Annotated in this window: 10 protein-coding genes; 8 read left to right on the top strand and 2 right to left on the bottom strand. The window is 53.8% G+C overall.

Annotated features, from left to right (window positions below; translation table 11 throughout):
- Positions 1-87 precede the first annotated feature (87 nt).
- Positions 88-1,755, bottom strand: a complete 1,668-nt coding sequence (locus COMA1_RS18025; protein WP_090750929.1) for a right-handed parallel beta-helix repeat-containing protein — start codon at positions 1,753-1,755, stop codon at positions 88-90.
- Between the two features lie 344 nt (positions 1,756-2,099).
- Between COMA1_RS18025 and COMA1_RS18020 the strand changes: the two genes are divergently transcribed.
- The 8 genes from COMA1_RS18020 (at position 2,100) to COMA1_RS17985 (ending at position 13,588) form a co-directional block, all read left to right on the top strand.
- Positions 2,100-3,080, top strand: a complete 981-nt coding sequence (locus COMA1_RS18020) for a D-glucuronyl C5-epimerase family protein (RefSeq protein ID WP_176698158.1) — start codon at positions 2,100-2,102, stop codon at positions 3,078-3,080.
- Between the two features lie 3 nt (positions 3,081-3,083).
- Entirely contained in the window at positions 3,084-4,958 is a 1,875-nt protein-coding gene (gene asnB, locus COMA1_RS18015; protein WP_090750927.1) for an asparagine synthase (glutamine-hydrolyzing), read from the top strand.
- Positions 4,955-6,130, top strand: coding sequence for a glycosyltransferase (locus COMA1_RS18010; protein WP_090750926.1), 1,176 nt, complete (start codon positions 4,955-4,957; stop codon positions 6,128-6,130). The genes asnB and COMA1_RS18010 overlap by 4 nt, the downstream gene beginning before the upstream one ends.
- A 27-nt stretch (positions 6,131-6,157) precedes the next feature.
- A complete protein-coding gene (gene xrtA, locus COMA1_RS18005; protein WP_090750925.1) occupies positions 6,158-7,810 on the top strand; it encodes an exosortase A in 1,653 nt (550 codons plus the stop codon).
- 148 nt (positions 7,811-7,958) lie between these two features.
- Positions 7,959-10,058 carry an XrtA/PEP-CTERM system histidine kinase PrsK gene (gene prsK / locus COMA1_RS18000; RefSeq protein ID WP_090750924.1) on the top strand — a complete coding sequence of 700 codons (2,100 nt, stop codon included), beginning with the start codon at positions 7,959-7,961 and terminating at the stop codon, positions 10,056-10,058.
- Between the two features lie 25 nt (positions 10,059-10,083).
- Positions 10,084-11,472: a PEP-CTERM-box response regulator transcription factor gene (gene prsR, locus COMA1_RS17995; RefSeq protein ID WP_090750923.1), complete on the top strand. Its 1,389-nt coding sequence runs from the start codon at positions 10,084-10,086 to the stop codon at positions 11,470-11,472.
- Positions 11,473-11,834: 362 nt separating this feature from the next.
- The gene (locus tag COMA1_RS17990; RefSeq protein ID WP_141654409.1) at positions 11,835-12,428 is read left to right on the top strand and encodes a PEP-CTERM sorting domain-containing protein; all 594 of its coding nucleotides are present in this window, start codon (positions 11,835-11,837) and stop codon (positions 12,426-12,428) included.
- A gap of 170 nt (positions 12,429-12,598) precedes the next feature.
- Positions 12,599-13,588, top strand: a complete 990-nt coding sequence (locus tag COMA1_RS17985; RefSeq protein WP_176698157.1) for a M48 family metalloprotease — start codon at positions 12,599-12,601, stop codon at positions 13,586-13,588.
- 10 nt (positions 13,589-13,598) lie between these two features.
- Here the strand turns inward: COMA1_RS17985 and COMA1_RS17980 are convergent, their stop codons facing one another.
- Positions 13,599-15,890: a tetratricopeptide repeat protein gene (locus tag COMA1_RS17980; protein WP_090750920.1), complete on the bottom strand. Its 2,292-nt coding sequence runs from the start codon at positions 15,888-15,890 to the stop codon at positions 13,599-13,601.
- Positions 15,891-16,308: the final 418 nt, after the last annotated feature.

Raw genomic sequence — 16,308 nt, 5'->3', positions numbered from 1 at the left:
CGGCATTTGCACGCCGAGGGTGTAGTCGTGAAGTATGTGTGCGTAAGGCAGGTTGGGTGATGTTCCATGGTTCGTTCTCATTTCCGACTAGGGACCGATGGTTAGAGCTGGGGCGGCTAAATGGCTATCGGAGTGAGATGAGATGTTGCCTGTCTCTACACGGAGTGCCGCTTGCAGTTGTGACCAATTAATGCCGATGTCGGTATTATCGGTACCTTTTTGGGAATAAGGGCTGGTCGGGTTGAGGCTGTAGTTGCCGGTCGCAACGTTTGTAAATCCGACGGCAGTAACTCCCGCCGAGTTGAAATTGTCCGACGGATAATTCTTGGGAAATGGATTCGAGATCAGGACATTCGTGCTGAACTTGAACTCTGGGAAGTACTTGTTCAGCGTGGCTAGACCGACGCCTGCTCCGTCACCGAACACTCCGTAGGCGTTGTGAGGCGCGATGTTGTCGCGGAAGATAAAGTTTAGACCCGGTATACTCCCCGCCGCGTACAGTATTTGGCCTGTCTGAAATCCGGTATTGTGTTCGATCGTGACATCCGAGGGACCGTTGGAAATCTGAAACAACCGACCGCCGCCACCCCATTGTGGATTGCCGATATCCAGGAAGAGATTATTTTTAATCAACACGCGCTTCGTGGGTTGACTGGCATAGTTGCTGTCAAGGCCAGAGAGGGCAAAGCCATTAGCCGTATGCTTCACAATATTGTTTGTGAAGGTGATGTCCTCAGTTACGGACCAGGGTGCTCGGTTACTCTGGTTGCGAACGGTGATCATAATGCCGTAGCCAACCTGAGCGTGTACCCAGCTATATTCGAAGATATTCCCATCAATCAAAACCCGTCGAGCATTCTTCAGTTCAAACAGATTCTTGATTTGCCATGGGATTCCCGCATAGGATGCGTCTCCAATTTTCCACCGTAACGGCTTCGTGAAGAGGTTCTTGCGGATCTCGATGTCCGATGGAACGAGATTCGGAATGCGTGGGTCCGCTCCACCGAACATGACATTTTCTCCCGCTCCCTCCAGATAGTTGTTGAGAATCACAAACGGGCCAGGGCCGGTCCACCCTCCAATGGCTTGGGAGTCGAAACCACGTTCCTTGCAATCGGCGATGTACGAGTTCTTGACTGTGGAGGAAGCGCTGTTGAGCAGTATGCAAAACTTGAGCGCCGATGTCGGCAACCCGTGGACGTACATTCTGTCCAGCTCAATGTGGTGTGGGACTTGTGAGAGCTCGGTCATTAGCCCGTCACCCAGCTCAATCAGCTGGGAGACGAATGCGTCGTTGTTCTGCTTTGTGACTTCGAGACCCAGCAGTCGATAGTGATGCGCACCATATTCGGTTTTAATTGCGTGCTGATTCAATCCTGGTGACACAATTTTCGCCATCACGTTGGCATACGCCGGAGAGATACGCTCGCCAGTCGGCGGCAGGGCAGAGTCTGGAGCGGAGGTGCGGATGGTGATGCAGCCGGTGCCCGGTTTCACTTTTAGGGTAATAGGACCGACGAATGTCGCACCGGCTTCAAGCAGGATTCTATCTCCAGGAGAGGCCGCATCGATTGCGGCTTGTAGTTTGCCTCCACTAGGAACCACTGTGGTCTTGCCGGACGAAGTCCCGCAACTAATATCCGGGATCACCGGCAGCTGAGGAAGCGTCTCGCTGAAGGCCAGGACTGGCCACCCCATTGAGAGGCACAGTCCAGCTGAAATCGCATGGTGATTGAATCGCGTGAGATGGATCATCGTAAATCTCCAGGTTATCTGCCCAGTGGGATGAATTCTCCTAATCGAAGCGCTGTATCAATCTTGTCAAGGGAGCATCCGTTGATGCTTCCGGTGGCACAGACTTTCCTTCAAGGCAGGCAATAGGCGTGCCACCCGACTAGTTCTGCAGTTGAGAAAAACCACCCCCAACTGCTCCAAATCACGAAAGTGGTGTGAGCACCGTAGCTTGTTGTGAACGTGAGACGCAACAACGTCGTTCACATTTATCCAAGGCGTTAAGACGATGATTACGCACTGCATGGCATCCGTCGCCATGATCTATTTGTGCACCTGGCAATGCGGAGAACATGTTAGGTAACACGATGAGTGGGAAACGGACAGTGTCTCAACTTCAGCATGCGTTACGCGCGCTGAAGCGCGAAGCGGTCGGATTCACCTTCTCGTTTCCGTTACAGGCGCGCGTGCACGCGGCGTGTGCAGGGGCACTGGAGTACTACATTGTCAGCGATGTTCTCTTTTTAGATGATATGCGCTTCGATGCGCAAGGCGTGGTGCAGAAAGTGTATCGAGCGCAGGGTCCACAATACAATCCTCTGTTTATTGCGTGGTGGGGGTTGCATCGGCTAGGGGTCTTTCATGCCACCGGGGACTCGGACGCGTTAAAGGATTTCTGGGTGCAAATCGAGTGGCTGCGATTGCATGCCCTGCGACGACAGGATGAGGCGGTTGTCTGGCCCTGTGCCTTTGATTGGCAAGAAGGAGCCGCGCGACTGAAGTCCCCCTGGATCTCCGCGATGTATCAAAGCGTCGTGATCAGCGCGCTTGTGCGGGCCTATCGCTTGAAGAAGGATTCCGAGTTGATCGACCTGTGTCTCAAGGCCACAAAAGTATTTTCCCTCTCGATTGAAGATGGAGGAGTACGTACTGTGATGGGGCGCGGCGCGCTGTACGAGGAGTATCCAGTGTATCCACTTCCTCGGGTCTTAGATGGGTTCTTATTCAGCTTGTTGGGGCTGTACGATTTGGCGGTCGAAACGGGCGCGCCACAGATTCATGGTCTCTTTGCGGATGGTGTGTGCGGTCTGCGCGAGGCCCTTGGTATGTGGGACTATCGCGGGAAGTGGAGCTGGTATGGGACGCATGGGTATCTTTGTCCGCCTCATTATCATCAATTGAATGCGTGTTTGCTCGAGTTGGTTGGGACGCTGGTAGGTGATGAGGAGCTGGTGGTCCGTGCGCACCGATGGTTTCCACCGAAACGATCCTGGCTCGACCAGGCCGAAATTTATAGTGCTTTTCTGCTCACCAAGAATCTGGCGCGGCTTCGCCTTCCGAGGAACTAGTCCATGTGTGGAATCGCGGGAATTGTACATCTAAACAGAGCGGGGACTGTTCGACAGGAGCAGCTTCACGCGATGGCGAATACCCTTGTGCATCGGGGGCCTGATGATGAGGGGTTTTTTATTGACGGACCCGTGGGGTTGGCGCATCGACGGTTGAGCATTATTGATGTCAGTCAGGGGCATCAACCCATGTTTAACGAAGACGATCGCCTCGCAATCGTCTTCAACGGAGAGATTTACAATCACGCTCAATTACGGAGTCGATTGGAGGTCGCCGGCCATCGGTATCGGACACATTCCGATACGGAATCCATCCTGCATGCCTATGAAGAATTTGGAGACGAGTTTGAGTCTCAGCTGACGGGCATGTTTGCCTTTGCCATTTGGGATCGAGTGCGGAAGCGATTGGTATTGTCCAGAGACAGACTCGGGATTAAGCCACTCTACTATGCCATCGTTGGCAATCAGCTGGTGTTTGCTTCGGAGATCAAGGCGCTGCTCACCATTGAGGAGATCGAGCGTCAGGTCGATTACGACGCACTCGATGCGTACCTGAGTTTACGGTATGTGCCGGGAGAGAAGACGCTATTTCGGGGGATCTTTAAACTATTGCCGGGACATACCCTGGTGGTGGAAGAGGGGATGTGGACGGTCCGACAATATTGGGATCTTACTTTCCATCCGGAACCTCGAGATGAGTCTCAGCTCAAAGCGGAGTTGGAAAAACTACTCTTCGAAGTCTGTCAAGATCATTTGATGAGTGAAGTGCCGTATGGCGTATTTCTTAGCGGCGGGATTGATTCCAGTACTGTTGTGGCTGTGCTGCATCGCATCCTGAAGGATCCGGTTCGGACATTTACCGTTGGGTATGAGCAGGCTGCAGATGTGAATGAATTCGACTATGCCGGGCTCGTCAGTCGGGCTACGGGATCTGAGCATCATGAGTTGCGCCTATCGGCTCAAGACTTTGCCGAATGGATCCCTCAGCTCGTGTGGCACCTTGATGAGCCTGTGGGAGATGCTGCCTGTATCCCATTGTATTTCTTGGCGCGGTATGCCAAGCCGCGTGCCACAGTTCTTGAATCAGGAGAAGGGGCCGACGAGATTTTTGGAGGGTACTCGATCTATCACAAGATGCTCACCATGGCACGGACGCGAGCGTTAATGCCTGCGTCTGTATCCACTTTGCTCAGTCGGCTTGGAGAGACTGTCGGTGGAGGGGGGAAACTATCTCGGTATTGTCGCCTCTTTGGGAAACCACTTTCGCAGGCCTATCGTGGCGTCTCCGGGCATTTTCTCGAAGGTATGCGGCATACGTTGATCAGACCAGAGTGGGGAGTCTCTGAGGGAGGGTACAACTATCTCTCCCACACGCTCTCATCATGTTTCGCCCGTGTGCGGAATTGCGATCCACTCAATCAAATGCTCTACATCGATTCGAAGACGTGGCTGCCGGATGATCTGTTAATTAAGGCAGATAAGATGACGATGGCTGCATCCGTCGAGTTGCGGGTGCCGTTTCTTGATCACCGGCTCGTGGAATTTGCCGCAGGGCTTCCCACCGATTATAAGATCAAAGGCCGAATAACCAAATATTTGCTGAAGCAAGTTGTCGAGCCGTATCTGCCGCGTGAAATTGTGCATCGTCCGAAGAGGGGGTTTCCTGTTCCTGTGGCTGATTGGTTTCGAGGAGGGTTATATGACGTGGCGCATGATGTATTGCTGGGACGGAATAGCCGCATCGTTGACTATCTTCACAGAGCCGAAATAGCCGCTCTTTTGCAGCGGCATAAGGCAGGTGGCGTTGATTTCTCGAATGAACTCTGGGGGTTGTTGGTCTTGGAGTATTGGTTTCAACGATTTGGAGTACGGACATGATGCATGGGCAGAATATTATCTGTTTTGCGAATGATTGGGATGCGGATCCGACCAGCAAACATCAGGTTATGAAGATTCTTGCGAGAAGCAATCGTGTGCTGTGGGTGAATTCTATCGGATTGCGGCGGCCAGGGGCATCTGCGGGAGATGCATCGAGAATGCTGCAAAAGCTCAAGAAGTTCCTGCAAGGGCCTGTGAGTGTCATGCCCAATTTACATGTCGTGACTCCTCTGGTGATTCCCTTTCACGACATCAAGGGAGTTCCGACATTTAATGCGTGGTTTCTCGCTCGGTATATACGATATCAGGCCACCCGCTTAGGGATGAGCGACTTTCAAGTCTGGACGTTTATGCCGACGATGGCTTCGGTGATTGCCCACTTACGACCTCAAAAAGTTATTTATTATTGTGTGGACGAGTGGTCTGCCTTCAGCTTCCTCAATGCGAAGCTGATGGCAGACATGGAAGCTGAGGTGATTCGACAGAGCGATCTTGTCATTACATCAGCAGAGACGCTCTACGAGAGTAAGCGGGCCCTTCACCCGCAGACCTACCTGGTCTCACATGGGGTTGATAGCGAGCATTTTGGGAAAGCCACTTCTGCTGATACCGCTGTTCCGAGAGAGGTGGCAACACTGCCGCATCCTGTGATCGGGTTTTGGGGACTGATTCATGAGTGGATCGATCTCGAACTGATCGCAGAGGTTGCGGCGAAGCGACCGCAGTGGTCTTTTGTGCTGATCGGAAAGAGCGGCGTCGATTGCAGTGTGCTCGAGCAGGTACCCAATGTGCACCTCTTGGGTGTTCGGTCGTATGACACATTACCGGCATTTGCAAAGGGGTTTACGGTCGGCATCATGCCGTTCAGGATTAATCGGCTAACCGACAATGTGAATCCTATCAAGCTGCGTGAATATTTGGCCGCCGGGCTCCCGGTCGTCTCCACGCCCTTGCGAGAGGCGAGAGCGTACCAGCATGTGGTGAGGTTTGGCTCGACGGCAACGGAGTTTACTGCCGCATTGGACGAGGCGGTCGGAATTCGTCAGGGGTTGGACTCCCGGGTCTTTCTGGATGCCGTAGCCGATGAAACGTGGGTTTCTAAGGTTCAGTACATCTCAGAATTGGTCGACGGGTTGAACAGTTCCACGCTCTCTAAGAGCCGGGGGCGGTAGGATGCTTGATCGCGGAAGGATGGCACCATGAAAGAAGCAGATCATCTCTCTCGACCGATGAGAGAGCCCATCGGGTCCAATGCCATGGTGACCGGAAGTTTGCTGGTCGGCCTCGTGGGATTGCTGGCGATACTCTACTATCCTGTTCTTTATCACATGGTCGTGCAGTGGAATGATGACCCGGACTATTCTCATGGATTCTTGATTCCATTCATTGTGGCCTACTTTATTTGGGAACGACGTCAGCATATTCTTGCCTGCCCGCCTCAACTCGATCGTCTCGGTGTACCTCTGATCGGGCTTGGACTGTGTATGTTGCTGGTCGGCCTTGTCGGAGCCGAGTTGTATATGCAGCGGGTGTCGCTGCTGATTGTCCTTGCTGGCGGAGTGCTTCTGATTCTCGGGCGTGAAGCGCTCAAAGTTCTCGCGTTTCCAATCGGGTTTTTGCTGTTCATGATCCCGCTTCCTGCCATCGTGATCAATGCAATCGCCTTCCCGCTGCAGTTGTTTGCGGCCAAGACGGCCACATACTGTCTCGATACGTTCGGTATTCCCGTGTTGCGGGAGGGAAATGTCATCGTGTTGGCGAGCACGCGGCTTGAAGTGGCTGAGGCCTGCAGCGGAATTCGTTCTCTGCAGGCTTTAGTAGCCTTAGGGACAGTGTTTGCATACTTTTCCCAGGCCCTGCTGTGGAAACGGTGGGTCTTGGTGATGCTCTCTGTTCCCATCGCGATTGCGGCGAATGCGGTGCGAGTGAGTGGCACAGGGGTCTTGGCCCACTACTGGGGCCCTGAAGCGGCTCAAGGGTTTTACCATACCTTTGAGGGCTGGTTGATCTTTCTGGTGGCGTTTGTGTTTCTCCTCCTGGGAGGTTTCGTACTCTCGAAGTTAGGCCGAGATCAGGTTGGCGCAGGCCACCATGATATGCCCACTGTTCCACGCCCACAGCCGTTTGCACTGCAGAAGAAACCGATCGGGATTGCGATGGGCTTCCTGTGCTGTGCGCTCCTTGCTGTGCAGTCACTATCCCAAGGAGAACGCATTCCCACAAAACAGTCCCTTCAGAACTTCCCACTCACCATTGCCGAGCGTTGGGTTGGAACAGAACTGGGTTTAGAGGAAGAGGTCCTGAAGGTGCTCCGACTCTCTGAATACATCATGCGGGTGTATGTCCCGAGTTCTCCCATGGCACCTGAAGCACGACCGATTTCATCAACGGCGCGCACGCCAGGACCTGTCGTCCGGGCAATCGCTGATCGCTCATCGTCGAACGGGCCGGTGTGGCTCTATGTGGGTTATTATGAGTCACAACGAACCGGTGCTACGTATCACTCACCGAAGAACTGTCTTCCCGGGGCCGGATGGCAATTTGTCGAGTCTACGGAGATGGTGGTTCCGGTGAATGATCGTTCCATCACGGTGAACGAGGTGACGATACAGAAAGGGCTTGATAAGCAGGTGATTGTGTATTGGTATCATGATCGTGGGCGGGTGATTGCCAGTGAGTATTGGGCCAAAGCGTATTTGATTTGGGATGCCGCAACCAAACATCGATCAGATGGCGCATTGGTTCGGATTTCAGTGCCTGTGACGACGACGGTGGAAGCGGCACAAGCGCAGGCGCGCATGTTCCTTCAAGACTCATGGTCGTTGATCGTTGATTTCATGCCAGCAAGCTGAAGCACTCTCATGGCGTACGACCACCGAGGTTCCGCACGATCCGCTGCCGTTCACTCTGTCAGTTCAGTATCGATACGTATAAAAGGTGTCCTCCTTTCACTGGTGTTACGCTGCCGTTTCATAGGCTACAGGGTCTTCGGGTTTCACAATGATTGACATCATCGTCCTGCTCGCGGTTGCGACCTGTTTGGCGTTGACTCTCACCACTGTTCTCAAGGGGTGGGCAAGCCGCTTTCATCGGAGCGTTGCCGGCGTGTTGTTGGGTACAGCAGGTGTCTGTGTCGGCGAGTGGCTGGTGAGCGTTCCTGAGGCAGTGCCGGGACTCGGGTCTGTCCTGTGTTTTCTCAGTGAACTGCTACTGGTGGTGATGTTGTTTCATGCGGCGACCGCGTTCGACCTGGGGCTGGACGAAGATGTAACTCGCACTCGTTGGCTGCAATACCTCTCAACTGCTGCGTCTGTTGGTTTGGGCATATGGGTTGTCGTGGCGATGTTGGATGTCGATGCATCCAGGGACAGGCTCGGGAATGAAGTGGGGCTGAGTGGAAATATCACCTACCTGTTCCTCATCATCATGTATGTCGTGAGCATTGCCTACATCGAAGGGCTTCTACGCACGTTGAAAGACCCCTTCCTCTATCAACTGAAGTTTGTGCTGGTTGGGTTGGTTGCGTTGGCCGGATTCCGGATTTTTGCATTGAGCCAAACAGTCTTTCCGCAGGGACAGCGGCTTGATGCTGCCACACATGGGCTTGCGATTCTTATGGTGCTAGGCCTCATGGCCTATGGATTCATGCGAGCGAGGTTTCAGTCGTTTACGGAACGGATCTATATCTCGCCGAAAGTGCTGTCCGGGTCACTGACATTTCTCGTGGTAGGACTGTACTTGTTTGGCGTTGGTGTCGTCAGTCAAGTTGTCCGCTCCATGGGGGTATCGTTCGGAGTCGCCTTGAGCGTGCTCTTTGTGTTGTTGGCCTTGATAGCATTGGCGATATTGGTGCTGTCTCGCAGTACCAGGACAGCGTTGCGGACCACTGTGACGCGCAATTTTTACCGGTCGAAGTATGATTACCGGGCGCAGTGGCTGGAAGTCACGGAAGTGTTTCGGGGCAGAGATTCCGTAGATGCGATTTGGGATGGGCTGCTGGGGCTGCTGAGCCGCACATTTTCTGCAGGTCGAATTTCACTCTGGCACAACATTGAGGCGGAAGGACGATTTCATCAAGTGCGGTCTACGAACACCGAGTCTCCACCTGAACCGCTAGAAGTCTTTCATTGTTTGATTCGCTCTCTGGCAGAGACAGATAGGCCGTTGGCTGTGGACATGGTCGAATTGTTGCCGCAAGATCCGTTCGTAAAGGCGACCGGTGCGGTCTTGTGTGTGCCGATTCGCTCTGAGTCAGAACTAATCGGTTTTATTGCCCTGAGCGGGGATGTGGCTGGGGTACCGTATGGGCAGGATGATCATGATTTATTGAGGGCCATGGCACATCATGCCGGGGTGTTGTTGGCCCATGCACGGTTGGCGGAGGAGCGCCAGGGTTCGGCTGAGCTGGAAGCGCTGCATCGGTTTTCTGCGTTCTGTCTGCATGACTTGAAGAATCTAGCGGCTCGTCTGTCCTTGGTCGCACAGAACGCCGATCTGCATGGTCAGGATCCTGCGTTTCAGGTGTCCGCCATGAAGACCGTGAGTGATACCGCGAAGAAAATGACAGCACTGATGTCGAAGCTCTCACTCAAAGCATTCCAGGCACCTACCATCGCCGCACCGGAGCCGGTGGATATGCTCCCGATGATTGAAGACATCGTCGCTTCCTTGAGGGAGAGGAGGCAGTGCTGGCGGATCACGGTGGAAGCAGTTCCACCGATCATGATCGTCCGAGAAGAGATCCAACAAGTGTTGCTCAACGTCCTGTTGAATGCCAAGCAAGCCGTCGGTGAAGAGGGAGAGATTCGAATCGCGCTCATGCACCTCAAGAGGGCTGTTGTGCTGACGGTCGAAGACACCGGATGTGGTATTGCACCGGAGAGACTGCGATCAATGTTTCGTCCGGTGCAATCGAGTCGGCCAGGCGGTCTTGGGATCGGGTTGTATCACTGTCGGCGAATCGTCGAGGGCTATGGCGGCATGATTCAGATTCGGAGTGCTGTGGGACAGGGAACTACCGTGCGAATCGAACTTCCTCTCCCATCCCTGTCCATGGCACAGTCCTCCAATACTCGAGGGCAATCGGTTGTTTCGTCATAATATTCAGATGGAGCCGCATACTGCTATGAGCACACTCTCCACCATTTTAGTTGTCGATGACGATTCTGATATTCGTGACCAGATGAAATGGGCGCTGATGTCCGACTACCAGGTGCTTCAGGCAGAGGACCGCGCAACCGCGGTGACGCAGATCCGATCGGCGATGCCGCCGGTGGTCCTCTTGGATCTTGGTCTGCCTCCGGATGTGGATGGGGCCTCGGAAGGATTGGCCATTTTGCGTGAAGTTCTGAACCTGAATCCATTAGCCAAGATCATTGTCGTGACCGGTAACAGTGATCGTGCGAATGCTGTGACGGCCATTGAAAGCGGTGCGTATGATTTCATTGAGAAGCCGATTCAACTTGATGTCTTACGGGTGGTGCTGCAGCGGGCGCTGTATCGCTATGGTGTGGAGCAAGACCGCCGCGCGCATTATGCGTCGGTGGAAGGGGAAGAGTTTGAAGGGATAGTGGGGGTGAGTGAGCCGATGCAGGAGGTCTTTCAATCGATTCGTCAGGTTGGCCCAACCGCCATGCCCGTGTTGATCATGGGGGACAGTGGCACCGGCAAAGAGCTGGTGGCACAGGCGATTCATCGCCAGAGTACGCGTCGCGAACAGCCTTTTGTGGCTATCAACTGCGGCGCCATCCCCGACAACCTCCTGGAGAGCGAGCTGTTCGGCTATGAAAAGGGAGCCTTTACCGGAGCGGCTCAACAAAAGAAAGGGCGAATTGAGTATGCGGATGGTGGCACGCTCTTTTTGGATGAGATCGGTGATATTCCCCTTGGCTTACAGGTCAAGCTCTTGCGGTTTTTGCAGGATCATAAAGTACAGCGGCTTGGTGGGAAGGATGCGATTTCCGTCGACGTCCGGATCCTTGCGGCTACCAATGCTGACCTTCACAAGGCCATTGAGGAGGGGCGGTTTCGGGAAGACCTGTTCTATCGCCTTTGCGTGATCGAAATTGCGGTGCCTCAGCTGAATGAACGCGGTGCCGACATTGCTCTGCTCGCACGCCGATTCATGATGCGATTTGCAACGGAGCAACGCAAACCGCTGAAGGGGTTTTCTCCTGAGGCGATCGTGACCTTACAGGCGTATGGGTGGCCCGGGAATGTGCGGGAATTGGAAAATCGAATGAATCGGGCGGTTTTGATGGCTGAGGGGGCTTATATCACCCCTGGAAATCTTGGACTCTGTGGCCCGGCTATGGGAGGCGATGAAGCGTTGAGCTTAAAAACCTCTCGTCAGCGGCACGAGAAGGATCTGGTTCGGTTAGCGTTGGATAAGCATGAGGGGAATGTATCCAAGACGGCTGCTGAGTTGGGGATCAGTCGTCCCACTCTCTATCAATTGTTGGACCGCTATGGGTTGAAGAAGACAAAGGCCGAAGGCCAAACGGAAAACGCTTAATCTCACCTGAACACGACTTCGCGATGAATCCAAATAGCCTGTCAAGACGTTGTTAGATCGGTTTACAGTGTTAAAAATTATTACAAGCCGTTCAGTGCTCGTAAGATTTTGAATTAATGAATTATTAATGAATATGGCGCATGGTTATCTATTTTAGAGTGTAAAGAAACTTAACAGTTAGCTTCGCTATCGCCTTCGATAGAGTGTGAATCGTGGTATGAAAGATATAGTTTGCAATCGTCAATAATTTGGCACGGCACATGCTTAGACTCAGATATGTCCATGTTTGAAGCAGATAGAAGATAATCGACGACACGCGTCGTCGATCACAGAATAACCAGGGGAAAGGAAAGGTGTTCAGAGTGAAACTATCGATTATTAAATCAATGGTGTGCTCCTTAGCCGTTTTGATGGCAGGAGTGAGTTGGGTCGGTGGAGCTCAAGCTACTCTTGTCGCTTGCACCGCCGACATGGCCGATAACTTTTCTGGGAGCGATGGCTGCCAGTATGTGACCCCTTTTACAGGTCCAGGTAACGACTCACAGAATTTGGTAAATAACCAAGGTTTTTTTGGGTCAAGTGACTGGACTCTCAATGGGTCGGTGGGAAACTCCTCACTATTATCAGGCACTCAGAGCGGGCAGAGCGGAACCTTTAGCATTACTGGTTTGGCAGCGGACCTGGATGCGTTAGTCATCATTAAAGGTGGCCAGGGTAGTACTCTTGTGGGATATCTGTATGAGGCAGATGCGAATGGGACCTATTCCTGGACCTCACCTTATATCGGTATCTTTGCTCAAAATGGCAATCCTAAGGATGTTTCTCATTTTAGCCTCTATACTCGAGAGAGTCCTGGGATTGGAAATGATCCGGTTCCCGAGCCGGCATCCATGCTGTTGCTCGGTTCAGGGTTAGTCGCCCTTGGCTTGTGGAGACGGAGTTCTGGCAAGTCCTAATCGGTAGCGTTCACAAGTAAGAACAACCGTGAAGAGGGTCGGTCCTCAACCAGAGGGCCGGCCCTTTGTTTTTTCCCGTTATGCTCTCCTGTGCATCACGATCAATGGATTGTTCCCTCACGCAGGTGTTCTCTTCGGATCATATGCAGCTGGACCGAACCTCTCGGAGCATGATGCTTCCAAGAAAACTAGCCATCGGGCTCCTGCTTCTCGCGCTCTGTGTCCTGGGCGCCTGTTCAAGCCTCTACGATGTTCGAAAAACCCCACCTCCAAATGATCTGGAAGTACTGCAACGCCGTCTGCATGATGTCGGCTTGCTCCTCCTAGCTGCAGCCGTCGGTTGGTGTCCGTTCGAACAAGAGGCGACGTATGGGTTCTTCCTTGAGAACCATCCGAGAAAGGGGGGGACCACAAGTCGAGGCGTGACAGGTCCGATCGTCTCCTATGTGCATCCGCGCCTGCCAGCGGCCCAGGCTGGGCTTGTTCTGGGGGATCATATCATTGAAGTCAATACGGCGAATGTCGAAGCGCACGACGCGCACACGATTATGCAGCTGGTGTCTCGACTGACGGCGGCCCGCATTCAACCGTTGCAGCTTGAAGTCCAACGTGGGGCTGCGCGTCGAACCGTGACGATGCGGGCGCTTCCGGTCTGCAAATTCTCGTTGGGACTGATTGAAAGCAACCTCATCAACGGGGTGTCTAATGGCCGGGTCATTGCGGTGACGACGGGAGCGATGCAATCATTCGTCAGGGATGATGAATTGGCCTGGATTCTCGCGCATGAGGTTGCGCACAACATCCTCAATCATGCCCAGAATGCTCAGCTGAGGGTGATGCTGAACGCTTTTCTCCGCGCGGCAGTCGGGCCTGCGACACCAGATACGCCTCAACCAGAGGCTCGCATGCTCGAAGCACAGGCCGATCATGTCGGGGCGTATCTCATGGCCCGGGCAGGCTATGATCTGGATGCGGTTCGACGGGTATGGGAACGGCTACGGCAGCTCGAACGGGCACAATCCACGTCTGGGCATGCGATAAGTCGTACTCATCCCACCACTGTGGAACGCCTGGCTGCATTTCAGCAAACCTTCAAGGAAATCCAACATAAACGTCAACGTGGTGAATCGTTGCAGTTTCAGTTTGCCCCGCTTGACTGATCACGTTCCGTTACAGCCCTGAAAGAGTCTTCTTCGCGTCCTCAGCTCCGGTAAAATGCTGGTTGAGCTTCAATGCGGTCTGCAGCGCCTGTTTGGCTGCCGCAGCCTCACCGCTCCTGGCTTGTGCCATTCCGAGGTGGTAGTGCACGAGCGGCTCATTGGGTAATTTATCTGCGGCCTCCTTCAGCAGGCTCACAGCGAGGAGTGAGGCGTTTTTCTTATAGTAAATCCATCCCAACGTATCGGCAATATTGGGGTCTTCCGGTCTCTGCTCTCGGGCGGTCTGGGCATGAGAGAGAGCCACGTCAAGATTACCCCCCTGCTCAGCGATCAACCAGGCTAGGTTATTGGCGGCCGGCGCGAAGCGGGGATTGAGTTTGAGGATCTGGTCGTATCGTTCTTTGGCCTTGTCGTACTCTTTGCGGCCTTCATGGATGATACCCAACATCATCAGCGCGGCGGGGGCGTTGGGGGTCTTGGCGAGGATGGTTTCATACTCTATGATCGATTGATCGACCTTCCCGGTTTGGTAGTAGAGTTGCGCCAAGTTCAAATATGGAGCCAGCGCTGAACCGTCGATTTCAATCGCGGTCTTGAATGATTGCTCTGCCTGGGCCGGATCCTTGGCATTCAGCCAGAGTCGTCCGAGCAGATTATGGAGCAAGGGACTGTTCGGCACGGTCTCCAACTGCTTGATCACTCGATCCCGTGCCTCTTGCGTCTTGCCCTGGGCGCTCTTGATGGCGACGATTTGGAGAATCGGCTCGATGGCCGTCGCGCGCTTGGCCAGGGCCTCTTCAAAATAGGCCAGGGCCTTCGTCGTATTCTTTTCCGCTTGGGCGACCAAGCCGAGGTTGTAGGGGCCGATCGGTTCTTTAGGAGCGGCTTGCGCGATGGCTTCAAACACCTTCCGGCTTTTCGTCAGATCGCCTTTCCGGAGGTAGGCGGTGCCAGCGACGATGGCAGCCTGCACATTACGAGGGTTGATCTGAATGGCTGCTTGTGCCTGCTCAAGCGCCAAGTCGAGAGACCCTTCCGCCAGATGAATCTGTGCCAGTGCCGTTCGGGCGTCGCTCAACTGGGGGTTGAACTTCACGGCATCAGCAATCGCGGCTTTGGCTTGGGCGAGTTGCTGCTTTTGCAGATAGGCCATCCCGAGAAAATGGTGAGCTCCGGCAAATTGAGGACTGTCCTTCAGAACAGCCTGGAGCAGCGTGAGAGCTTCATCGGGTTTTGCATGGGCAAGCTTCAGCCGCGCATCAAAGAACCGACCCATAAGGTCGTGTTTGTCTTTGTCCCGGAGAGCGTTCACGAGCGGCTCGGCCTCCGCGATCTTTCCTGTATCCAGATAGTGGCCGATCAACTTATCTCGCGCGGTGGACGACGACGGGACGACTTCTGTGGCCCGCCGGTAGTTGACGAGGGCTTTCTCTGGTTGCCCCAGGGCGGTGAAATAGTCCCCGAGATGGATGAGCGGAGTGTCCGCTTGGGGCTTACGCGCCACCAACTTCTGCAGAGTGGCTTCTGCGTCAACCGGCTTGGCGTGACGTTGATAGTGGCTTGCCAAGTGAAGGTAGACCGCCTCATTCTCGGGGTCGGCTTCCATAGCTTGCTGGTAGTGCGTCTCAGCCCGCGCTGATTGTCCCACGACATCGTAATAGTCGGCCAACGCCAGGAGCGCCGGAAGCGCGTGAGGATCGACGGACAAGGCTTGGCGGAGCGTGGCCTCCGCTGCCGGCTTATCGTTCAGGAGGAAATGGACTCGGGCCAGGTCAATATAGACCTGGATATTCTTAGGGTCTTGCTCGAGCGCTTTCTTGAGCTCAGCAATACCGTCCTTATACTGTTTTTCATTGATCAAGCTCCGTCCATGGAGGATCAGTCCATCGAGGTGTTGAGGAGCGGACGCCAACACGATCTCAGCACGTTCACGGGCTTTGCCTGAATCCTGCGCCAGCAGGTAGAGTTCACCGAGCTTGAGTTGGGCATCCTGATTCGCCTTGTCCAAGGCCACTGTTCTCGTGAGCTCAGAGAAGGCGGCCTGGAGGCTGGGAATCGTACCGTGTTTCAGGTAGGCCAGGGCTAATCGGTAATGTGTGTCAGAGCTATTAGGCTCTGACTGGATCACGTTTTGATATTCGATGATCGCTTCTGGATATTGGCCATTCTTCATATAGGTTTCTGCTCGTTCGCGATGTTTGGCCGTCTTCTCCCCCGGTGTCTTCGAATCACACCCGAGATGGCCAACTATGATGAGAGCGAACAGAAGATTCCGGATGATCATCATGGAACGAAAAGACATGGATAACCTTTCTGGTCAGGAGGTGCGAGCCATCCAAGCAGGGACTATCTTACGACAGCCCTTGCACAAATTCATAGCTGCCAAGCGTAGAGAAAGATCAGTCCAGTGGGGGGCGATGTGGAGTCGTTCGAGTCGACGTACGTTGGTGAGACCGATGATGCAGGGTTGCGACCGGATCCATGGAAAGAGTGAGATGACGACTTCCCAGGATAGAGCGATCTGTCATGCTGTCTAGTGCGTAGCGAGGTTTCAAACGGGGCAATCTGAGGAATGGTTCTGAGGAACGGATCGAGTAGCGTTCTGAACAGGAGCGTTACCAGATGGCTCTATATCTAGCCAGAAGACAGGGTTAAACCAGGAAACATGTGAGTGTAAAAATATTTTACAGTACGAACTGGCGCGATTCTCTATCGTGAAC

Source organism: Candidatus Nitrospira nitrosa, assembly GCF_001458735.1.
GTDB classification, from domain to species: domain Bacteria; phylum Nitrospirota; class Nitrospiria; order Nitrospirales; family Nitrospiraceae; genus Nitrospira_D; species Nitrospira_D nitrosa.
Note: the sequence above shows the minus strand (reverse complement) of the source record. Positions and strands in the feature narration are given on the sequence as shown.

What these genes read in the sequence shown, in the direction of transcription:
- COMA1_RS18025 (WP_090750929.1), bottom strand. Translation starts at nt 1,755, where the DNA reads ATGATCCATCTCACGCGATTCAATCACCATGCGATTTCAGCTGGACTG.
- COMA1_RS18020 (WP_176698158.1), top strand. Translation starts at nt 2,100, where the DNA reads ATGAGTGGGAAACGGACAGTGTCTCAACTTCAGCATGCGTTACGCGCG.
- asnB (WP_090750927.1), top strand. Translation starts at nt 3,084, where the DNA reads ATGTGTGGAATCGCGGGAATTGTACATCTAAACAGAGCGGGGACTGTT.
- COMA1_RS18010 (WP_090750926.1), top strand. Translation starts at nt 4,955, where the DNA reads ATGATGCATGGGCAGAATATTATCTGTTTTGCGAATGATTGGGATGCG.
- xrtA (WP_090750925.1), top strand. Translation starts at nt 6,158, where the DNA reads ATGAAAGAAGCAGATCATCTCTCTCGACCGATGAGAGAGCCCATCGGG.
- prsK (WP_090750924.1), top strand. Translation starts at nt 7,959, where the DNA reads ATGATTGACATCATCGTCCTGCTCGCGGTTGCGACCTGTTTGGCGTTG.
- prsR (WP_090750923.1), top strand. Translation starts at nt 10,084, where the DNA reads ATGAGCACACTCTCCACCATTTTAGTTGTCGATGACGATTCTGATATT.
- COMA1_RS17985 (WP_176698157.1), top strand. Translation starts at nt 12,599, where the DNA reads ATGATGCTTCCAAGAAAACTAGCCATCGGGCTCCTGCTTCTCGCGCTC.
- COMA1_RS17980 (WP_090750920.1), bottom strand. Translation starts at nt 15,890, where the DNA reads ATGTCTTTTCGTTCCATGATGATCATCCGGAATCTTCTGTTCGCTCTC.